The organism is Blastococcus sp. SYSU D00695 (assembly GCF_054050555.1).
The window spans coordinates 40,556-58,491 of sequence record NZ_JBJGZP010000008.1; the positions used below are offsets into that span (position 1 = coordinate 40,556).

At 75.8% G+C, this 17,936-nt stretch carries 17 protein-coding genes and 2 tRNA genes; 9 read left to right on the top strand and 10 right to left on the bottom strand.

All coding sequences use genetic code 11. The annotated features are described in order from the left end of the window. Positions 1-23 precede the first annotated feature (23 nt). On the bottom strand, positions 24-1,211 hold the full coding sequence (locus ACI781_RS07470) for a ThiF family adenylyltransferase (RefSeq protein ID WP_456565452.1): 1,188 nt from the start codon (positions 1,209-1,211) through the stop codon (positions 24-26). Between the two features lie 130 nt (positions 1,212-1,341). Beyond that, entirely contained in the window at positions 1,342-1,494 is a 153-nt protein-coding gene (locus ACI781_RS07475; RefSeq protein ID WP_012950213.1) for a DUF5679 domain-containing protein, read from the bottom strand. 403 nt (positions 1,495-1,897) lie between these two features. On the opposite strand from ACI781_RS07475, the gene ACI781_RS07480 reads away from it, so the two are divergent. After that, positions 1,898-2,548 carry a M48 metallopeptidase family protein gene (locus ACI781_RS07480; RefSeq protein WP_456565453.1) on the top strand — a complete coding sequence of 217 codons (651 nt, stop codon included), beginning with the start codon at positions 1,898-1,900 and terminating at the stop codon, positions 2,546-2,548. Between the two features lie 7 nt (positions 2,549-2,555). Here ACI781_RS07480 and ACI781_RS07485 read toward each other — a convergent pair whose 3' ends face one another. Continuing rightward, the gene (locus tag ACI781_RS07485) at positions 2,556-3,875 is read right to left on the bottom strand and encodes a zinc-dependent metalloprotease (RefSeq protein ID WP_456565454.1); all 1,320 of its coding nucleotides are present in this window, start codon (positions 3,873-3,875) and stop codon (positions 2,556-2,558) included. A gap of 142 nt (positions 3,876-4,017) precedes the next feature. Here ACI781_RS07485 and ACI781_RS07490 point away from each other — a divergent pair, with 142 nt between their 5' ends. From ACI781_RS07490 to ACI781_RS07505, 4 genes are all read left to right on the top strand, one after another. After that, on the top strand, positions 4,018-5,043 hold the full coding sequence (locus ACI781_RS07490; protein ID WP_456565455.1) for a YlbL family protein: 1,026 nt from the start codon (positions 4,018-4,020) through the stop codon (positions 5,041-5,043). 240 nt (positions 5,044-5,283) lie between these two features. Beyond that, positions 5,284-8,283: a UPF0182 family membrane protein gene (locus ACI781_RS07495; protein WP_456565549.1), complete on the top strand. Its 3,000-nt coding sequence runs from the start codon at positions 5,284-5,286 to the stop codon at positions 8,281-8,283. A 74-nt stretch (positions 8,284-8,357) separates the two neighbouring features. Further along, positions 8,358-8,431 (top strand) — tRNA-Met (locus ACI781_RS07500). Between the two features lie 166 nt (positions 8,432-8,597). Continuing rightward, on the top strand, positions 8,598-9,734 hold the full coding sequence (locus tag ACI781_RS07505; protein WP_456565456.1) for a saccharopine dehydrogenase family protein: 1,137 nt from the start codon (positions 8,598-8,600) through the stop codon (positions 9,732-9,734). Here the strand turns inward: ACI781_RS07505 and ACI781_RS07510 are convergent. Continuing rightward, a complete protein-coding gene (locus ACI781_RS07510) occupies positions 9,687-10,622 on the bottom strand; it encodes an AraC family transcriptional regulator ligand-binding domain-containing protein (protein ID WP_456565457.1) in 936 nt (311 codons plus the stop codon). The genes ACI781_RS07505 and ACI781_RS07510 overlap by 48 nt on opposite strands. Positions 10,623-10,798: 176 nt before the next feature. Beyond that, a complete protein-coding gene (locus tag ACI781_RS07515) occupies positions 10,799-11,470 on the bottom strand; it encodes a TetR/AcrR family transcriptional regulator (RefSeq protein ID WP_456565458.1) in 672 nt (223 codons plus the stop codon). An 82-nt stretch (positions 11,471-11,552) separates the two neighbouring features. Here ACI781_RS07515 and ACI781_RS07520 point away from each other — a divergent pair, with 82 nt between their 5' ends. Together ACI781_RS07520 and ACI781_RS07525 are read left to right on the top strand one after the other, a co-directional pair. Beyond that, positions 11,553-12,578, top strand: a complete 1,026-nt coding sequence (locus tag ACI781_RS07520) for an NAD(P)-dependent alcohol dehydrogenase (protein WP_456565459.1) — start codon at positions 11,553-11,555, stop codon at positions 12,576-12,578. Positions 12,579-12,929: 351 nt separating this feature from the next. Further along, positions 12,930-13,535 carry an alpha/beta hydrolase fold domain-containing protein gene (locus tag ACI781_RS07525; RefSeq protein WP_456565550.1) on the top strand — a complete coding sequence of 202 codons (606 nt, stop codon included), beginning with the start codon at positions 12,930-12,932 and terminating at the stop codon, positions 13,533-13,535. Positions 13,536-13,578: 43 nt separating this feature from the next. Here ACI781_RS07525 and ACI781_RS07530 read toward each other — a convergent pair whose 3' ends face one another. Beyond that, positions 13,579-13,995, bottom strand: a complete 417-nt coding sequence (locus ACI781_RS07530; RefSeq protein WP_456565460.1) for a hypothetical protein — start codon at positions 13,993-13,995, stop codon at positions 13,579-13,581. 95 nt (positions 13,996-14,090) lie between these two features. On the opposite strand from ACI781_RS07530, the gene ACI781_RS07535 reads away from it, so the two are divergent. Beyond that, a tRNA-Met gene (locus ACI781_RS07535) sits at positions 14,091-14,164 on the top strand. Positions 14,165-14,261: 97 nt separating this feature from the next. Next, complete coding sequence (locus tag ACI781_RS07540; RefSeq protein WP_456565461.1) at positions 14,262-14,534, top strand: GNAT family N-acetyltransferase; 273 nt, start codon at positions 14,262-14,264, stop codon at positions 14,532-14,534. A 28-nt stretch (positions 14,535-14,562) separates the two neighbouring features. Here the strand turns inward: ACI781_RS07540 and ACI781_RS07545 are convergent, their stop codons facing one another. The 4 genes from ACI781_RS07545 to ACI781_RS07560 form a co-directional block, all read right to left on the bottom strand. After that, a complete protein-coding gene (locus ACI781_RS07545; RefSeq protein WP_456565462.1) occupies positions 14,563-15,072 on the bottom strand; it encodes a VOC family protein in 510 nt (169 codons plus the stop codon). A gap of 67 nt (positions 15,073-15,139) precedes the next feature. Further along, positions 15,140-15,295: a hypothetical protein gene (locus tag ACI781_RS07550; protein WP_456565463.1), complete on the bottom strand. Its 156-nt coding sequence runs from the start codon at positions 15,293-15,295 to the stop codon at positions 15,140-15,142. A gap of 35 nt (positions 15,296-15,330) precedes the next feature. Continuing rightward, entirely contained in the window at positions 15,331-16,467 is a 1,137-nt protein-coding gene (locus tag ACI781_RS07555; RefSeq protein ID WP_456565464.1) for a cystathionine gamma-synthase, read from the bottom strand. A gap of 9 nt (positions 16,468-16,476) precedes the next feature. Further along, positions 16,477-17,871: a cystathionine beta-synthase gene (locus ACI781_RS07560; RefSeq protein ID WP_456565465.1), complete on the bottom strand. Its 1,395-nt coding sequence runs from the start codon at positions 17,869-17,871 to the stop codon at positions 16,477-16,479. Positions 17,872-17,936: the final 65 nt, after the last annotated feature.

Below are 17,936 nucleotides of genomic sequence, written 5' to 3' on the forward strand. Positions count from 1 at the left end.
TCCTCCTCGCGGGCGCTCGTCGGTCACGGCGGGCGCTGGTCGCCGTCCCGGGCGGGGCCTCGGGCGCGCCGCTCCGGCTGCCATTGTCCCCGCCCGGGGTGGACGGCGCCGGGTGCGGGGTCGGGGAGGTCCTCCGACCGGGTGCCCGCCGCCGCCCGGGTGGGGGCGGTCGGCGCGCCGCACCGGCAGTCGGGGTGCGCCGCCCACCGGCGCCGGACCGGGACCAGGTCCGGTGGCCGCAGTTCCACGGTGGCCCCCAGCGTCGCCGGGGCTCCGCTGCCGTCCAGGTAGGCGAGCACCTGCTGGGCGGCGGTGACGGCGGTGAGCAGGCAGGTGACGGTCGCCCCGCTGGGCGGCGCCTCGCCGGCGGTCAGCTGCGCCGCCAGGGCGGGCCACGACGGGTCGGCGTCCCGGCGGTGCTGGTCGGCGCAGGACAGGCAACTGGTGCGCCCGGGGACGACGAGCGGGCCCACGACGCCGGTCTGGCCGCGGACCGTCGCGACCAGGTGCGGGGTGCCCGACCGCTGCCAGCCGGTGACCAGCGGGTCGACGGCGGCCCAGGGTCTGGCCAGCACCACGAGGTCGGGCGCCGTTCCCTCCGGCAGCGGCCGGACGTCGGCCAGCGGGCTGGCCCGGCGGACGGCGTCGGCGGCGGCCAGCGCCCGCGGCCGGCCCTCGTCGCCGGCCGACAGGCCGCCGACCACGGCGTCGGCGGCCAGCGTGACGCCGCTGTCGCGGACGCTCACCCGGCCGAGCCCGCTCGCGGCGAGCACCGCGGCCAGCGGGACCCCGACCCGGGTGGCGCCCTCGACGACCACGGTGGCGCGGCGCCGGGCCGCCCAGCGCGCCCGGCCGTCGGGCAGCCGCCGTACGGCCGGCAGCTCGGCGCCGGCCCGCGCCGCGGCGGCGGGCCCGGTGTCGGCGGCGAGGAGGTCGGCCGGTGCGAGGTCGACCAGCAGGCCCGCCGTCCGCAGCCCGTCCAAGAGGTCGTCGACGGCGGCCGGGTCGTAGCCGGCCGCGGCGGCCTCGGCCAGGACCGCCCGCTGGGGGCGCCGGCCGTCCAGCCCCCGCAGCAGGGCGGTCAGCCCGCCGTCCTCCGGCCGGACGAGCAGCCCGGTGCCGCTGTCGACGCCGCCCACCTGCAGCGCCTCGGCGGGGTGGCGCAGCAGCGGGGTCGCCGGCGGCAGGAGCGGGTGCGCGGTCTCGGACACGCCGGGCAGCCTCGCAGTGCCGGGGAGATCCCGCGGGCGCCGTCCACAGGGGCGCCGGAACGCCGACGGCGGCGCCCGCCGTGCGGGACGCCGCCGTCGACCGCCCCTCGTGCGGGGGCGGGGCCGTGCCTCAGGCCTTGCCGAGGATCCGGTTCATCTTGGTGCCGCAGACGGGGCAGGTGCCCTGGGCCATCCGGCGGCCGGACTCGCTGACCTTGACCTCGCCGTCGAAGTCGCGCTTCTCCTTGCACTTCACGCAGTAGCCGTTGTAGCTCTCCGCCACGGTGCTCCTCCTCCTGCTGGGCTGGTCCCGGCCTCCCCGGTCGCGGGGTGCCGCTGGGCGGGAACGCTACCCGTCCGGCCCGGGCGGCCCGGGCGGGCGGCGGGGGGACCGGGAGCCGGGAGCCGGGGCCGGCGGTCCCCGTCCTGTGGACGCGGCTGTGGAGAGCCTGGGGAGCCGTCGGCCGGTCCTGTGGGCCGCCGGTGGACGGCGCGCGGCCGGCGGCGGGCCGGTCCGCCGGCGCCGCCGCGCCCACCTGCGCGGACACCGGCCGGCGTGGTCACGGCCGGCCGGCGGGGCACGCCGCCGGTCCCGGCGCGCCCGCTGTCCACCGTCCGTGCGTACCTGCGCCCGAGCGGGTGTCGCGGGGCGGCAGGTGCCGGAGGGCGTGACTACCGTGCTCCCCGTGCGTGGCAGGACTCCTGAGACCCCCGACAGCCCCGGACCGGCGGACCGACCGCCGGCGGGGCGCCCAGGCGGCACCCTGACCGCCGGGGCCGACCTGGCGCGCGGTGGCACGGGTCCGGTCGAGGTCCGGCGCAGCGCCCGCCGCCGGCGCACCGTCACGGCCTACCGCGAGTCCGGCCGCACCGTGGTGCTCATCCCCGCCGCCTTCACGCCGGCCGAGGAGCGCCGCTGGGTGGCGCAGATGGTGGCCAAGCTGCAGACCCGCGAGGAGCGGCGGCGCCGGTCGCTGGGCGGCGACGAGCAGCTCATGTCCCGCGCGCGGGAGCTGTCCGCGGCCCACCTGGACGGCGTCCCGCAGCCGGCGAGCGTCCGCTGGGTGGACAACCAGCAGCGCCGCTGGGGGTCGTGCACGCCCGCGGACCGCACCATCCGGCTGTCCAGCCGGCTGCGCGGCATGCCGGAGTACGTCGTCGACTACGTGCTCGTGCACGAGCTGGCGCACCTGATCGAACCCGGCCACGACGATCGCTTCTGGGCGCTGGTCGCGCGCTTCCCCCGCGCCGAGCGCGCCCGGGGGTTCCTCGAGGGCGTCGAGCTCGCCCGGCACCACTCGGCGGCACCGGGCGAGGACGACGTCGACCTGGTCTGACCGGCGGTCAGTCCTCCTGGGCCGGCGGGTCGTCGTCGGTGAGGGCGCGCAGCTCGTCGTCCAGCCCCTGGCGGGCGACGAAGTCCAGCGGCTCGTCGAGGTCCTCCGACGTCGGCAGCAGGTCCGGGTGCGACCACAGCCGGTCGCGCGCCTCGGTGCCGTGCCGCTGCGCCATCGCGCCCCACACCGTCGCGGCGTCGCGCAGCCGGCGCGGGCGCAGCTGCAGGCCGACGAGGGTGGCGAAGGTCTGCTCGGCCGGCCCGCCGGAGGCCCGGCGGCGGCGCATGGTCTCGGCGAGTGCCCCGTGCCCGGGCAGGCGGTCGCCCGCTGCGGCCGCGACGACGGCGTCCACCCAGCCCTCGACCAGCGCCAGCAGCGTCTCCAGGCGGCGCAGCGCCATCTGCTGCTCGGGCGTCTCCTCGGGCTCGAGCATGGGCAGCAGCCGCTGCAGGCTCTCCGGGTCGTTGGGGTCGATGCCGCCGGAGCTCATCGCCTCGCTGACCCCGCGCTCGAGCGCCTCCGGGTCGACGGTGATCCCGCGGGCGTAGGCGTGGACGGCGTCGTGCAGCTGCTGGCGCAGCCACGGCACGTGCGCGAACAGCCGCAGCGAGGCGGCCTCGCGCAGCGCGAGGAACAGGCGGACCTCGTCGGCCGGCCGGTCCAGGCCGGAGGCGAACTCGGCGACGTTCTGCGGCACGAGGACGGCGGCCCCGGCGGGCGCCAGCGGCAGGCCCACCTCGGTGCCGGTGAGCACCTCGCCGGCCAGCCGGCCGAAGGCCTGCCCGACCTGGGCGCCGAACATCAGGCCGCCGACCTGGCCCATCATCCCGGCGAGCGGGCCGGCCATGGCCATCGCGTCCGCGGGGAGCGCGCCGGTCATCGCGGCGACGACCCGCTCGGCCAGCGGGTCGATCAGGCGGCTCCACTGCGGCAGGGTCTGCTCGACCCACTCGACGCGGGACCAGGCCAGCGTCCGCTCCACGCCCGAGGGCAGGTCGGTGACCTGGTCCAGCCAGAGGTCGGCCAGCCGCAGCGACTCGGCGACCGCCGCCCGCTCGCCGTCGGACACCGGCTGGGTGCCGGCGGCCAGGCCGCTGATCGCGCCCTGCCGGGCCAGGTCCCAGTTCACCGGCCCGCCGGACCAGTTCATGAGCTTCTGCAGCTCGGCGAACAGCGGCATCTTGGCGAGGAACTCCTGCGGGGTGCCGGCGCCCGCGCCGCCGCCGAAGAGCGCGCCGAAGCCGAAGGGGTCGTTGCCGCCCCCCGGCTGGTCCCGGCGCTCGGGGTCGCGGTCGGGCAGTCCGAAGCCGAACGGCACGTCACTCATGACCCCACGGTAGACGCGATGATCTCCGGGAGGTCCGGATCGCCGGCCCCTTCCGCCGACAGCGCAGCGGCCCGGTGCAGGGGCCGTCGCGGGCCCGCGAGCGGCGGGGGGCACCCAGGTCCTTCCCCTAAGCTCGCCGCTCGTGACCCGTCGCATCGCCGTGCTCGGAACCGGCGTGGTGCTGCTCGTGGTCCTGGGCGTCCTCGGCACGGTGTTCCCGGTGCCCTACGTCGCGCAGGTCCCCGGGCCGACGCTGAACACCCTGGGCGAGGTCGACGGCGAGCCGGTCATCGCCATCGAGGGACGCGAGCGCAACGACGTCAGCGGCAACCTCAACCTGACCACCGTCGGGGTCAGCCGCGCCGGCCTCACCCTCGTGGAGGCGGTGCAGGGCTGGTTCGACGACGAGGTCAGCGTCGTGCCCGAGGAGTCGGTCTACCCCTCGGGCGTGAGCCGGGAGGAGACGCAGCGGGCCAACCGCCAGGCCTTCCTCTCCTCCGAGGAGCGTGCCGAGGCCGCGGCGCTGGGCCGGCTGGGCTACCCGGACAAGGTCGTCGTCCGCGGGCTGTCCGCCGAGGACTCGCCCTCGGCGGGGCTGCTCGAGGAGAACGACGCGATCGAGTCCGTCGACGGCGCCCCGACGCCGGACACCGCGGCGCTGGACGACGTCCTGGCCGGCATCGAGCCCGGCAGCACGGTCACCGTGGCCTACACGCGACTCGGTCAGCCGGGCACCGCCCAGGTCACGACCGGCGCGGCGGAGGAGGGGGAGGGGGCGCTGCTCGGCGTCCTGGTGGCCGACCGGCCGTCGGCGCCGTTCGACGTCGACATCCAGGTGGCCGACGTCGGCGGTCCCTCCGCGGGGCTGATGCTGACGCTGGGGATCCTCGACCTGGTCGGGGACACGGACCTGACCGAGGGCGCGGTGTTCGCCGGGACCGGCACCATCGACCCGGCCGGCACCGTCGGGCCGATCGGCGGCATCCAGCTCAAGATGGTCGCCGCCCGGGACCTCGGCGCCGAGCTCTTCCTCGTGCCGGCGGACAACTGCGCGGAGGCGCTGCGGGCCCCGCAGCCGGGCCTGACGCTTGCCCGCGTCGCGGATCTCGACGACGCGCTGGACGCCCTCGCCGACCAGCGCGCGGGCCGCACCCCGCAGGGCTGCTGAGGATGTCCCGGCCCGCCGCGCGCCTCCCGTCTCCCCTGGTGGGGGAAGCTGGGCCGCGGCGGGGAACCCCGGGCCCGCCCGTGCGTTGTCCTGGGTTGACCGGGACGGCGCCGGGGGGCCGCACCCTGTCGCCCCGCCGTCCCGACCGCCCGCGGTCGACCGCCTGACTGAGGGGCAACCGGTGGCACCGCCGCCGGAGGCCCCGCGCACCACCGCAACTGAAGGAGACCGCTCGTGGCCATGCGGCCCCCCGTGTCCGTGCCGACGCTGTCGCGACGCGCCAAGATCGTCATCGGGGCCATCGCCGTCCTGCTGGTGCTGTTCACCGCCATCGGGACGCTGACGAACGTCTACGTCGACTACCTGTGGTTCGACGAGACCGGCTACACCGAGGTGTTCTGGACCGAGATCCAGACCCGGGCCCTGCTGTTCGCGGTGGCCGGCGTGGCCACCGGTGGGCTGACGGCGCTGGCGATCTACCTCGCGTACCGCTTCCGGCCGACGTTCCGCCCGATGTCGCTGGAGCAGCAGAACCTCGAGCGTTACCGCCAGTCGCTGGAGCCGCGCCGGTCGCTGGTGCTCTCCCTGGTCGCCGTCGTCGTCGGCGCGTTCGCCGGGTTCACCGCGCAGGGCAGCTGGCAGACCTGGCTGACCTTCCGCAACTCCACCGACTTCGGCCGGTCCGACCCGCAGTTCGGGCTCGACCTGTCGTTCTTCGTCTTCGACTACCCCTTCTACCGGCTGCTGCTGGGCTTCGCGTTCGCGATCGTGCTGCTGGCGATCGTCGGCTCGGCGCTCACGCACTACCTGTTCGGCGGCCTGCGCCTGCAGACGCCGGGGCAGAAGCTGACCTCGGCGGCGATGGTGCAGCTGTCGGTGCTGCTGGGCCTGTTCGTCCTGCTCAAGGCGGTGGCCTACTGGCTGGACCGCTACGGGCTCGTCTACTCCGACCGCGGTGGGCTGTTCACCGGCGCGAGCTACACCGACGTGAACGCGCTGCTGCCGGCCAAGACGATCCTCGTCTTCGCCGCCGCCTTCTGCGCCCTGGCGTTCTTCGCCAACGTCGTCGTCCGCAACCTGCGGCTGCCGGCCGCGGCGCTGGTGCTGCTGCTGCTGTCGAGCCTGGTCATCGGCGTGGCGTACCCGGCGATCGTGCAGCAGTTCGTCGTCAAGCCCAGCGCCGACCAGCGCGAGGCCGCCTACATCGACCGGGCGATCGCGGCCACGCGGGACGCCTACGGCCTGACCGACGACGACGTCAGCTACGTCGACTACGCGCAGAGCGCCACGGGCGACGAGGTCGACACCGACGCCGCCCAGGCCGAGCTGCGCAACGACACGCAGACCATCCCGAACGCCCGGCTGCTGGACCCCAACGTCCTGTCGGCGACGTTCACCGCGCGCCAGCAGATCCGCAACGTCTACGGCTTCCCGGAGAAGCTGGACATCGACCGGTACACGCTGCCGGACCCGCAGACCGGCCAGCCGGTCACCCGCGACTACGTGGTGGCGGTCCGGGAGCTGGACAGCGAGAGCCTGTCGGAGAACCAGTCGAGCTGGATCAACCGGCACACCGTCTACACGCACGGCAACGGCTTCGTGGCCGCGCCGGCCAACGAGGTCGTCGCGGGGCAGGAGGGCGGCGAGCCCAACTTCACCACCCGGGACCTGCCGACCACCGGGAACATCGACGTCGAGCAGTCGCGGATCTACTACGGCGAGCTGATCCAGGACCAGGGTGAGGACGTCTACTCCGTCGTCGGTGCCCGCGAGGGCGACGCGCCGCGCGAGTTCGACCGGCCCGAGGACGGCTCGGACGAGGGCCAGGTCAACAACACCTACGACGGCGAGGGCGGGGTGTCGATCGGCAGCTTCTTCCGGCAGCTGACGTTCGCCATCTACTACCGCGAGCGCAACTTCCTGCTGTCGGGCGCGGTCAACGACGCCTCCCGCGTCCTCTACGTCCGCGACCCGCGCGACCGCGTGGAGAAGGCCGCGCCGTTCCTCGAGGTGGACGGCGACCCGTACCCCGCGGTCGTCGACGGGCGGATCACCTGGATCCTCGACGGCTACACGACGTCGGACTCCTACCCCTACGCCGAGTCGATGGAGCTGGGCGAGGCGGCGTCGGACGCGCTCACCGGCCAGGGGACGACGGCGCTGCCCGACGAGCAGTTCAACTACATCCGCAACTCGGTCAAGGCGACCGTCGACGCCTACGACGGCACCGTGACCCTCTACGCCTGGGACACCGAGGACCCGGTGCTCGCGACGTTCATGAAGGCCTTCCCGGGCGTCATCAAGCCCAAGGACGACATGCCCGCGGATCTGGTGGACCACGTCCGGTACCCCGAGGACCTGTTCAAGCTGCAGCGGGACATCCTGACCCGCTACCACGTGGACGACCCGACGGACTTCTACAACCAGAGCGACCGCTGGCAGGTGCCGGCCGACCCGACCCGGGACACCGACGAGGCCCAGCCGGCGTACTACATCCTCGCCCAGCGGCCGGGGGACGACGGCGCGACGTTCCAGCTCACGAGCGCGCTGAACGCCTACCGGCGGGAGAACCTGTCGTCGTTCATCTCGGCGTCGGCCGACCCGGACAACTACGGGAAGATCCAGGTGCTGCGCCTGCCGGGCAACACGCCCTTCCGCGGGCCCTCCCAGGTGCAGCAGTCGTTCAACACCAACGACCAGGTCGCCCGTGACCTGACGCTGTTCAACAGCCAGGACTCCCAGGCGGTGTTCGGCAACCTGCTGACCCTGCCCATCGGCGAGGACGGCCTGCTGTACGTGCAGCCCCTGTACGTGCGGGGCACCGGCCAGAACTCCTTCCCGCTGCTGCGGAAGGTCCTGGTCAACTACGGCGACCGGGTGGGCTACGCCAACACCCTCTCCGAGGCCCTGGACCAGGTCTTCGGCGCGGGCGCCGGCGACATCGCCACCGACGGCGGGACCGGCACCCCGCCCGACAGCGGGACGCCGCCCACGTCTCCCTCGCCGACCCCGCCGCCGTCCTCGGCGCCCCCGTCCGCCCCGCCGGCCGACGGCGGCGGCGGGTCGACCCCGGGCCTGGACCAGGCGGTGACCCAGCTGGACGCGGCGCTGCAGGCCCTGGCCGACGCGCAGCGCAGCGGCGACTTCGCCGCGCAGGGACAGGCGCTGGCCGACCTCCAGCGCGCCGTCGAGGCCTACCAGGCGGCGCAGGCCGCGGCCTCGGCCACACCGGGCGGCTGAGCCGGGCGGGGGCGGGGGGTGTCGGCACCCCCCGCCCCCGGTCGCCTCCGGGTGTGTACAGTGGTCTCCACCGACGCGGGGTGGAGCAGCTCGGTAGCTCGCTGGGCTCATAACCCAGAGGTCGCAGGTTCGAATCCTGCCCCCGCTACTCACGAACCGGGGCCCTCACAGTCACTGTGAGGGCCCCGGTCGCATGTCCGGGTGGATCTCCGGCGTCCCGTCGGCGGTCCCGACCGGCCGCGTGGCGCGAACGGCCCGAGAGCTGTCGCGTCCGGTCACTGCCCCCGCAGCCTGCCGGCGCGAGGGTGGTCGGCATGTCGGACAGGCGTTGGATGATCTACGGGGCGAACGGCTACACCGGGCGGCTGGTCGTCGCCGAGGCGAGGCGACGCGGGCTGTCGCCGGTGCTCGCCGGCCGGCGCGCGGAGGCGATCCGCCCGCTGGCCGAGGCGGCGGGTCTGCCGTGGCGGTGCTTCGACGTGGACCGCGCCGAGCGTGCGCTGGCGGACGTCGACGTGCTGCTCGTGACGGCCGGTCCGTTCTCGTCGACCGCGGCGTCGCTGCTCGACGCCTGCGCGCGCACCGGCACGGCCTACCTGGACGTCGACGGGGACGTCGGCAGCCTGGCCGAGACCTTCGCCCGGCGCGACGAGCTCGCCGACCGGGGCGCCCTGGCCGTGCCCGCGGTCGGTTTCGACGTCGCCCCGTCGGACTGCCTCACCGCGCTGGTCCTGCGCGAGCTGCCCGGGGCGGAGCGGCTGGACATCGCCTGGGGTGGGGCGTTCGAGCCGAGCCGCGGCACGGCCCGGTCGATGGCCGAGGCGTTCCCGCGCGGCGGCCTGGCGCGCCGGGGCGGACAGCTCGTGCGCGTGCCGATCGCCGCCGAGACCCGACCGCTGGACTTCCCGACCGGGGACCGCACGGTCGTCACCGTCCCCTGGGGGGACCTCGTGACGTCGGCGCACACCGCCCCCGGGGTCCCGGAGGTGTGGACCTGGGCGGCCATGTCGCGTGCCGAGATCCGTGGCATGCGCGTCGCGGCGCACCTGCTGCCGGTCCTGCGACGCCGCCCGGTGGCGCGCCTCGTCGACGCCGTGCTGCGCCGGTCGGTGACCGGTCCGGACGCCGACGTGCTGGCCTCGGGCCGGTCCTGGTTCCACGTGCAGGCCCGGCGGGGGGACGAGGTGGTCACCGGGACCCTGGGAGGTCCCGAGGGGTACGTGCTGACCGCGCGGTCCGCCGTCGAGGCGGTCCGCCGGGTGCTGGCCGGCGAGGTGGCTCGTCGGGGCGTGCTGACGCCGTCCGAGGCCTTCGGTCCTCGGTTCGTCGCCGAGGTCGAGGGCTGCGCGGTCGTCGTCCGGCCGGGACGGGCACCCGCGTGGCCGGAGCCGCCGGAGACGCCGTCAGCCGTGCTCGGCCCGCCAGCGGCGGCGGGCCCGGTGCAGGGATGAGAGCTCCGAGTACCCGCACAGGACGGCGGTCTCCTCGATCGCCAGGCCGCTGCGCTCGCTCGCCTCGGACACCGCCCGGCGCAGGGCGTCGAGTTCGTCCTCGAAGGTGGTGCCCTCCGCCGCGAGCCGGCGCTGCAGGGTCCGGGCGCTGATCGTCAGGGCGCGCGCGGCCTCCGCGAGCGTCGGAGCCACTCCGGGCAGCCGCGCGTCGAGCAGTTCCCGGACCCGGCGGGTGGTCTGGTCGGCGTGCAGGTAGGGCGCCGCCCGGGGGACCAGCAGGCCCTCCAGGAAGCGGGACAGCACCGGGTCGGCCCGCGGCATGGGGCGGTCGAGGACGCCGCCCTCGACGGTCCAGCGGTCGGTGGCGGCGCCGGTACGCGGGGCGCAGCCGACCAGGCGCTCGAAGCGCTCGGGGTCGGCGGGCCGGTGCCGCAGCTCCATGTCGAGCACCGGGACGGGTGCGCCGGTCATCCGCTGCACGAGCAGCGTGGTGTCGGCGACGTACATCTCGACCACGTGGGCGTGGGCCGGCCGGGGCGGTCCCCAGGTCGTGACCCGGAAGGTCGCGGTGTCCCGGTTGCGCTCGACGGAGAACGTGTCGCCGGTGGTCATGAGCCGGTGGAACCGCAGGATCCGGTCGACGGCGTCGCCGACGGTGTCGCCGGCGGCGGCGAGGAACCCGAGGACGTCCAGCGCGTCCGGCTGCACCGACGCGATGTACTCCAGGCCCAGGTGGGGGTCGCCGAGCAACTCGGCGATCGCCTCGATCCCGTCGTAGTAGCGGCTGACCGGGATCCGTCCCGTCGCGGACCGCAGCTGTGCGCGAGCGGTCCCGACCGCGCGGTCGACGTCCGCTCCGGGCGCGCCGCGGGAGACAGCGAAGTCCATCAGGCCGAGCAGCCCGCGCGTCCAGGTGGTCGCGGGCGCGCGTCCGCTCCGGCCCCGGGCGGCAGGGTCCTCGTGGGGTCGGCGGGACGGGGGAGGGGGCGGCATCCGGAGGACCGTAGCCGGAGGCCCGCGCGGCGTCCCCTGCCCTCGACCCGGGTCGCCGGCGGACGGTCCCGTCAGCGCCCCGGAGAGGACAGCAACCGTTCGAGCCCGTCGAGCACGAGCTCCAGGCCGAACGCGAACTCCGCGCCGTGGTCGTAGCCGGGCTGCAGGGCGTGCTGCGTGGCGAGCTCGACGAAGTGCGGGTACCGGTCCAGGGGGATCCGGGCGAACATCTCCCGGGCGACCTCGGCGGCCTCGGCGGCGTCCTGGAACGGCAGGCTCTTCTCCTGCAGCGCGAAGCCGTAGACGTAGCTGTCCAGCAGCGAGAAGGCGTGCGCGGTCTGCGACACCGTGAAGCCGCCGGCCCGCAGGACGCCGATCACCGCGTCGTGGTGGGCGAGGGTCGCCGGGCCCGGCGAGGTGCGGGACTCCATGAGGCCGATCGCCCACCGGTGGCGGCGCAGGACGGCGCGCACGGAGTCCGCCCGCCGCCGCATCGCCGGGCGCCACCCCTCGTCGGCCGACGGCAGGTCGACCTCGGCGAAGACGGCGTCGACCATGCCGTCGAGCAGGTCGTCCTTGCTGGCGACGTGGCCGTACAGGGACATGGCCTCGACGCCCAGCGCCTCGCCGAGCTTGCGCATGCTCAGCGCCTCGAGGCCGGAGCGGTCGGCGAGGTCGACGGCGACCTCGAGCACGCGGGCGCGCGAGAGCGGCCGGCGCGGTTCGCGGGGGGACGTGGCCACGGACACCTCCTGACGGGCGTTGACACCTTACGTCGTAAGGTGCAGCCTTACGGCGTAAGGTCGCCGACGTGAGGTGAGGACGATGGACGAGACCAGCACGACCCCGGCCGACCGCAGCAGTGCCGCCGGCACGATGGCGGCGGTGACGCAGGCCGAATACGGAGCCACCGCGGGGAACGTCCTCGCGCCGGGCCGGGCCGCGCGCCCGGCGCCGGGGGACGGGGAGGTCCTCGTCCGGGTGCGGGCGGCGAGCGTCGACCGCGGCACCTGGCACCTGATGGCCGGGCGCCCGTACCCGGTGCGCCTGGTCACCGGGCTGCGCCGGCCCCGGTTCCTCAACCCCGGCCGCACCCTGGCGGGGGTGGTCGAGGCCGCCGGCGCGGGCGTGGCGGACCTCCGGCCCGGCGACGAGGTGTACGGCATCGCCTCCGGGAACGGCGCGTTCGCGGAGTACGTCGTCGCGCGGGCCGACAAGCTCGACCGCAAGCCGGCGGGGCTCTCCTTCGAGCAGGCGGCGACCCTGCCGGTGTCCGCCGGCACCGCGCTGGAGGCCGTCCGCGACCACGGGGCGGTGCAGCCGGGGGACGAGGTGCTCGTCATCGGCGCCTCCGGGGGCGTCGGCAGCTTCGCCGTCCAGATCGCCGCGGCCCTGGGGGCCCGGGTGACCGGCCTGGCCAGCGGCCCCAAGCTCGACGCGGTCCGCGCGCTGGGGGCCGACGCCGTCCTGGACCGGTCCCGGGACGAGATCCCGCCGGGCCGCTTCGACGTGGTCGTCGACATCGCCGGACGGCGTCCCCTCGCGCAGCTGCGGCGGGCGCTCACCCCGCACGGCCGGCTGGTCATCGTCGGCGGGGAGACCGGCGGCCGGCTGCTCGACGGGCTGGGCCGGCAGTTCCGCGCCGCGCTGCTGTCGCCGTTCGTCGGCCAGACCCTGGGGTTCTTCGTCAACCGGGAGCGCGGCGAGGACCTCCGGACGCTCAGCACGATGGCCGAGGCCGGCTCGATCACCCCGCTGGTCGACCGCGTGTTCCCCCTCGCCGAGACCGCGGCGGCGGTCCAGCACCTGGTCGACGGCCGGGTGACCGGCAAGGTCGTCGTCACCGTGTGACCGCCGCCGTCCCCGGCCCGGGGGAGGATGCGGGCGGTGGGGCCGTCCGGCCGGGCGGGGTGAGGGAGGGCGTGCGGTGACCAGCCTGCAGATGAGGGCGGTCGCGGCCGTCCTCCGGCTCACCCGCAGGCGCGCGATGGCGACCGCCGAGGCGGGGCGGCGCCGCCTCGCGGCCGCCAAGGGCCCGGCCGAGCCGCCGGCCCGCCTCGCCCGGCGGCACGACGTCGACCACCGCGACGTCGGCGGGTTCCCCTGCACCACCGTGGCCCCCGCGGCCGGCCGGCACGGCGGGCCGCCCTCTACCTGCACGGCGGCGCCTACGTCAGCGCCGTCGCACCGCAGCACTGGGCGCTGGTCTCCCGGCTGGCCGACGCCGGGGTGCGCGTGGAGGTCCCGCACTACGGGCTGGCGCCGCAGCACACGGCCCGGGACGCGTATCCGTTCGTCACCGCGGTGTACCGGCAGCTGCTGGACGAGGTGGACGCCGATGCGGTGACGCTGGCCGGTGACTCCGCCGGCGGCGGGCTGGCCCTCGGGCTCGGGCAGGCCCTGCTCGGCGCGGGGCTGCCGCAGCCCCGCCGGCTGGTGCTGCTGTCCCCGTGGCTGGACCTCACGCTGAGCCACCCGGACCTGCCGGCCGCCGAGCGCCGGGACCCGTGGCTGGCCACCGCCGGGCTGCGGGTCGCGGCCGCCGCCTGGGCGGGTGGGGAGGACCCGGCCGGGCCCCGGCTCAGCCCCGGCAACGGCCCGCTGGCGGGCCTGGCCCCGGTGCACGTGTACGTCGGGACCCGCGAGCTGTGCCTGCCCGACGCGCTCGACCTGCGCGACCGTGCCCGGGCCGAGGGGGCGGCCGTGCGGCTGACGGTGTGCGAGGGCGCCGTGCACGTCTACCCGCTGGTGCCGGCCCCCGAGGGGCGGGCCGCCGCCCGGGCGGTCGTGCGGGAGATCGCCGCCTGACCGCGGCCGTCCCCGGCGGCCGGGTGCGGCTCCGGTCGCGCGGTCAGGCCCCGGTCGGGTGCAGCGGCTGCAGCCGCCGGTCCGCCCGGGCGCGCGGGTGGGGCAGGGCGGGCGCGGGCAGGCGGTTGCCCCGGTCGTCGTGCCGCGGCAGCCGCTGGGTGGGGGCGTCGTCGGCACGCCACGCCGGCGGGGCGTCCGCGCGGGGTGCCGGGACGTGGCCGACCGCCGGGGCGGCGGGGGCGCGGCCGGGACGAGCCGGGGGGCGGGGCAGGCGCACGGTGTCGAGCGGGACCCAGGCCGTCTGCTTCAGGCCGTCGACCCGCGCGCTGACCCGCAGCCAGCAGGTGCCGTCGGCGTCGTGCCGCCAGCCCAGCAGCGCCCCGATGTACCAGCGGCCGCCGTGCAGGACCTCGACCGGCTTGGGGCGCGCGAGGAAGGCCACCGTCGACTCCGCACCCACGGCGACGACTCTAGGTGGCCGGATAGTCACGCTCCGGGAGGCGCGCGAGGGCCCCGGAGGGCGGTCCCGAGGCCCGTGTATGGTGGTCCTACCGACGCGGGGTGGAGCAGCTCGGTAGCTCGCTGGGCTCATAACCCAGAGGTCACAGGTTCGAATCCTGTCCCCGCTACTGGCACGAGGGCCCGGTCACCACCAGGTGGCCGGGCCCTCGTCATGCGGGGAACAGCCCGCCCGCGCCTCCGGTTGGGCCGGGCATGGAGCCCACCGTGCGCGACGTCCCCGAGTCCTCCCGCTACGAGATCCGCGACGGGGACCGCCTGCTCGGGCACGCCGCCTACCGCCGCGAGAGCGGGCGGGTGGTGTTCACCCACACCGAGATCGACCCCGACACCGAGGGTTCCGGCCTCGGCGGCACGCTCGTCCGCGGCGCGCTGGACGACGTGCGGTCACGCGGCGAGCGCGCGGTGCCGCAGTGCTCCTTCGTCCGCGGCTGGATCGACCGGCACGCCGACTACGCCGACCTCGTCGCACCGGCCTGACCCGCGGGCCGGGCGGGGCGCCCCCGGGTCAGAGGACGTGCTGCCCGTACATCTCGCCCAGCGGGTCGGCGATCAGCTCGAGGCGGGCGCCGTCGGGGTCGCGGAAGTAGACCGACACCCCGCTGTGCACCTCGTGCGGCACGCCGGCGCCGTCCAGCCGCTGCACGAGCTCGGCCCAGCGCTCGGGTTCGACGCTGATCGCCACGTGGTGCAGGCCGCCGAGCACCTCGGCGTAGGGGCCCACGTCCAGCCCGGGGAAGTCGAAGAAGGCGATCAGGTTGCCGTTGCCGATGTCGAAGAAGAAGTGCGACGACCCCGGGTAGTCCCGGTTCTCGATCAGCTCGGTCAGCGGGAAGCCGAGCACGTCCTGGTAGAAGCGGACGGTCCGCTCGACGTCGGAGCTGATCAGCGCGGTGTGGTGCAGGCCGCGGGCGGTGGAGGGCGGCCGCTCACCGGCGGGGCGCAGGTGGGCGGCGCGGATGCGGGCGCGCTCGGTCTCGGCGGTGGCGGGGTCCGGCGTGCCGGTGGTGCTGCTCATGCCGCGATCATCCCGCGAGCGGCCGTCCCGGCGCCCGCCGTCGCCGCGGCGCGCGCCGGACGGCGGCTCACAGCCGGGTGTCGCGCCGCCGCCAGCCGACGGCGGCGGTGGCCACGAACAGCAGCGCGCCCACCACGGCCAGCCAGAACAGCGCCTTCACCACCGCTCCGACCACCGTGATGACGAGCCACAGGACCAGCAGCAGTCCGATCAGCCGGAGCACCCCGACACCTCCCTCTCCGCGACGGGCCGGCCGGCTCACGCGAGCGCCTGTTCCAGGTCGGCGACGAGATCCTGCACGTCCTCGATGCCGACCGACAGCCGCACCAGGTCCGCCGGTACCTCCAGGGGCGACCCGGCGGCGCTGGCGTGCGTCATCCGGTGCGGGTGCTCCACCAGCGACTCGACGCCGCCCAGGGACTCGGCGAGCGTGAACAGCCGCGTGCGCTCGCACAGCCGCAGCGCCGCGTCCTCGCCGCCGGCCAGCCGGACCGAGACCATCCCGCCGAAGCCGGACATCTGGCGCGCCGCGATCGCGTGGCCCGGGTGGTCGGGCAGCCCCGGGTAGAGGACCGACGACACCTCCGACCGGCTCGTGAGGAAGTCCACGACCCGCGCGGCGTTGGCGCAGTGCCGGTCCATCCGCACGCCGAGGGTCTTGAGGCTGCGCAACACGAGCCACGAGTCGAACGGTCCGGCGACCGCGCCCATCGCGTTGTGGTTGTAGGCCAGCCGTTCGCCCAGCTCGGCGTCGCGGGTGACGAGCGCCCCGCCGACGACGTCGGAGTGCCCGCCCAGGTACTTGGTCGTGGAGTGGACGACGACGTCGGCGCCCAGCGTCAGCGGTCGCTGCAGGTAGGGGGAGGCGAAGGTGTTGTCGACGACCAGCAGCGCCCCGGCCTCGTGCGCGATCGCCGCCGTCGCCTCGATGTCGGTGATGTTCAGCAACGGGTTGCTCGGCGTCTCGCACCAGACGACCCGGGTGGTGGGGCGGATCGCGGCGCGCAACGCGTCGTGGTCGTCGAGGGCGACCGGCGTGTGCTCCAGGCCCCACTCCGACAGCACCCGGGAGATCAGCCGGAAGGTGCCGCCGTACGCGTCGCCACCCAGGACGACGTGGTCACCCGACCGGCACACGGTGCGCAGCAGGGTGTCCTCGGCGGCCAGGCCGGAGGCGAACGCCAGGGCCGTCGTGCCCTCCTCGAGCGCGGCCAGCGCGGCGTGCAGGGTGTCGCGGGTCGGGTTGCTGCTGCGGCTGTACTCGTAGCCCTGGCGCAGCCCGCCGACGCCGTCCTGCTTGAACGTCGTGGTCAGGTGCAGCGGCGGGACGACGGCCCCGGTCGCCGGGTCGGGGTCCTGGCCCGCGTGGATGGCGCGGGTGGAGAAGCCGGTCATGGCGCCACGCTAGGCGCCGGGCCGGCGGGCGTGGCCGGCGAGGTGACCCAGCACGTCCTGCCGGGTGACGACACCGGCGGGCTTGCCGTCGACGTGCACCAGCAGGGCGTCGGCGGAGCCCAGGGCGGCGACGGCCTCGGTCACCGGCTCGCCCGAGCCGATGATCGGCAGGGGCTGCGACATGTGCTTCTCCACCCGGTCCGACAGCGAGGCCCGGCCGGCGAACAGGGCGTCCAGCAGCACCTTCTCGTCGACCGACCCGACGACCTCGCCGGCGGTCACCGGCGGCTCGGCGCGGACCACCGGCAACTGGCTGACGCCGTACTCGCGGAGGATGTCGATCGCCTCGCGCACGGTCTCGTTCGGGTGGGTGTGCACCAGCGTCGGCGTCTGGCCGGACTTGGCCTGCAGCAGCTCGCCGACGGTCTCCCCGGAGGTCGAGTCCAGGAAGCCGTAGTCGGCCATCCACGCGTCGTTGAAGATCTTGTTGAGGTAGCCGCGGCCGCCGTCGGGCAGCAGCACGACCACGACGTCGTCCCTCGTCAGCGACCGGGCGGTGCGCAGGGCGGCGACGACGGCCATGCCGCACGACCCGCCGACCAGCAGCCCCTCCTCGCGGGCCAGCCGCCGGGTCATCGCGAACGACTCGGCGTCGGAGACGGGGACGATCTCGTCGGCGATCTCGCGGTCGTAGGTGGCGGGCCAGAAGTCCTCGCCCACGCCCTCGACCAGGTAGGGCCGGCCGGTGCCGCCGGAGTAGACCGAGCCCTCGGGGTCGGCGCCGACGACGCGCACGCGGCCGCCGGAGACCTCCTTGAGGTAGCGGCCGGTGCCGCTGATCGTGCCGCCGGTGCCCATGCCGGTGACGAAGGTCGTGACCCGCCCCTCGGTCTGCTCCCAGATCTCCGGGCCGGTGGTCTCGTAGTGCGACTGCGGGTTGGCGGGGTTGGAGTACTGGTCGGGCTTCCAGCCGCCGGGGGTCTCACGGGCCAGCCGGTCGGAGACCGAGTAGTAGGAGCGCGGGTCCGCCGGGTCGACGGCGGTGGGGCAGACGACGACCTCGGCGCCGTAGGCCCGCAGCACGTTGATCTTCTCCTGGCCGACCTTGTCGGGGCAGATGAAGACGCACCGGTAGCCGCGCTGCTGCGCGACCAGGGCCAGGCCGATGCCGGTGTTGCCGCTCGTCGGCTCGACGATCGTGCCGCCCGGCCGCAGCGCGCCGCTGGCCTCCGCGGCGTCGACCATGCGCACGGCGATGCGGTCCTTCACCGACCCGCCCGGGTTGAGGTACTCCACCTTGGCCAGCACCAGGGGCGCGTCGGGGCCCAGGTCCCGGGTGACCGACCGGAGGCGGACCAGGGGAGTGCCCCCGACCAGGTCGACGACGGACTCGGCGTACTGCACGGGGACCTCCTCGGCGGCACCACGGGCGCGGGGCCGACCCGTCCATCCCAGCAGACCGGCGCGTG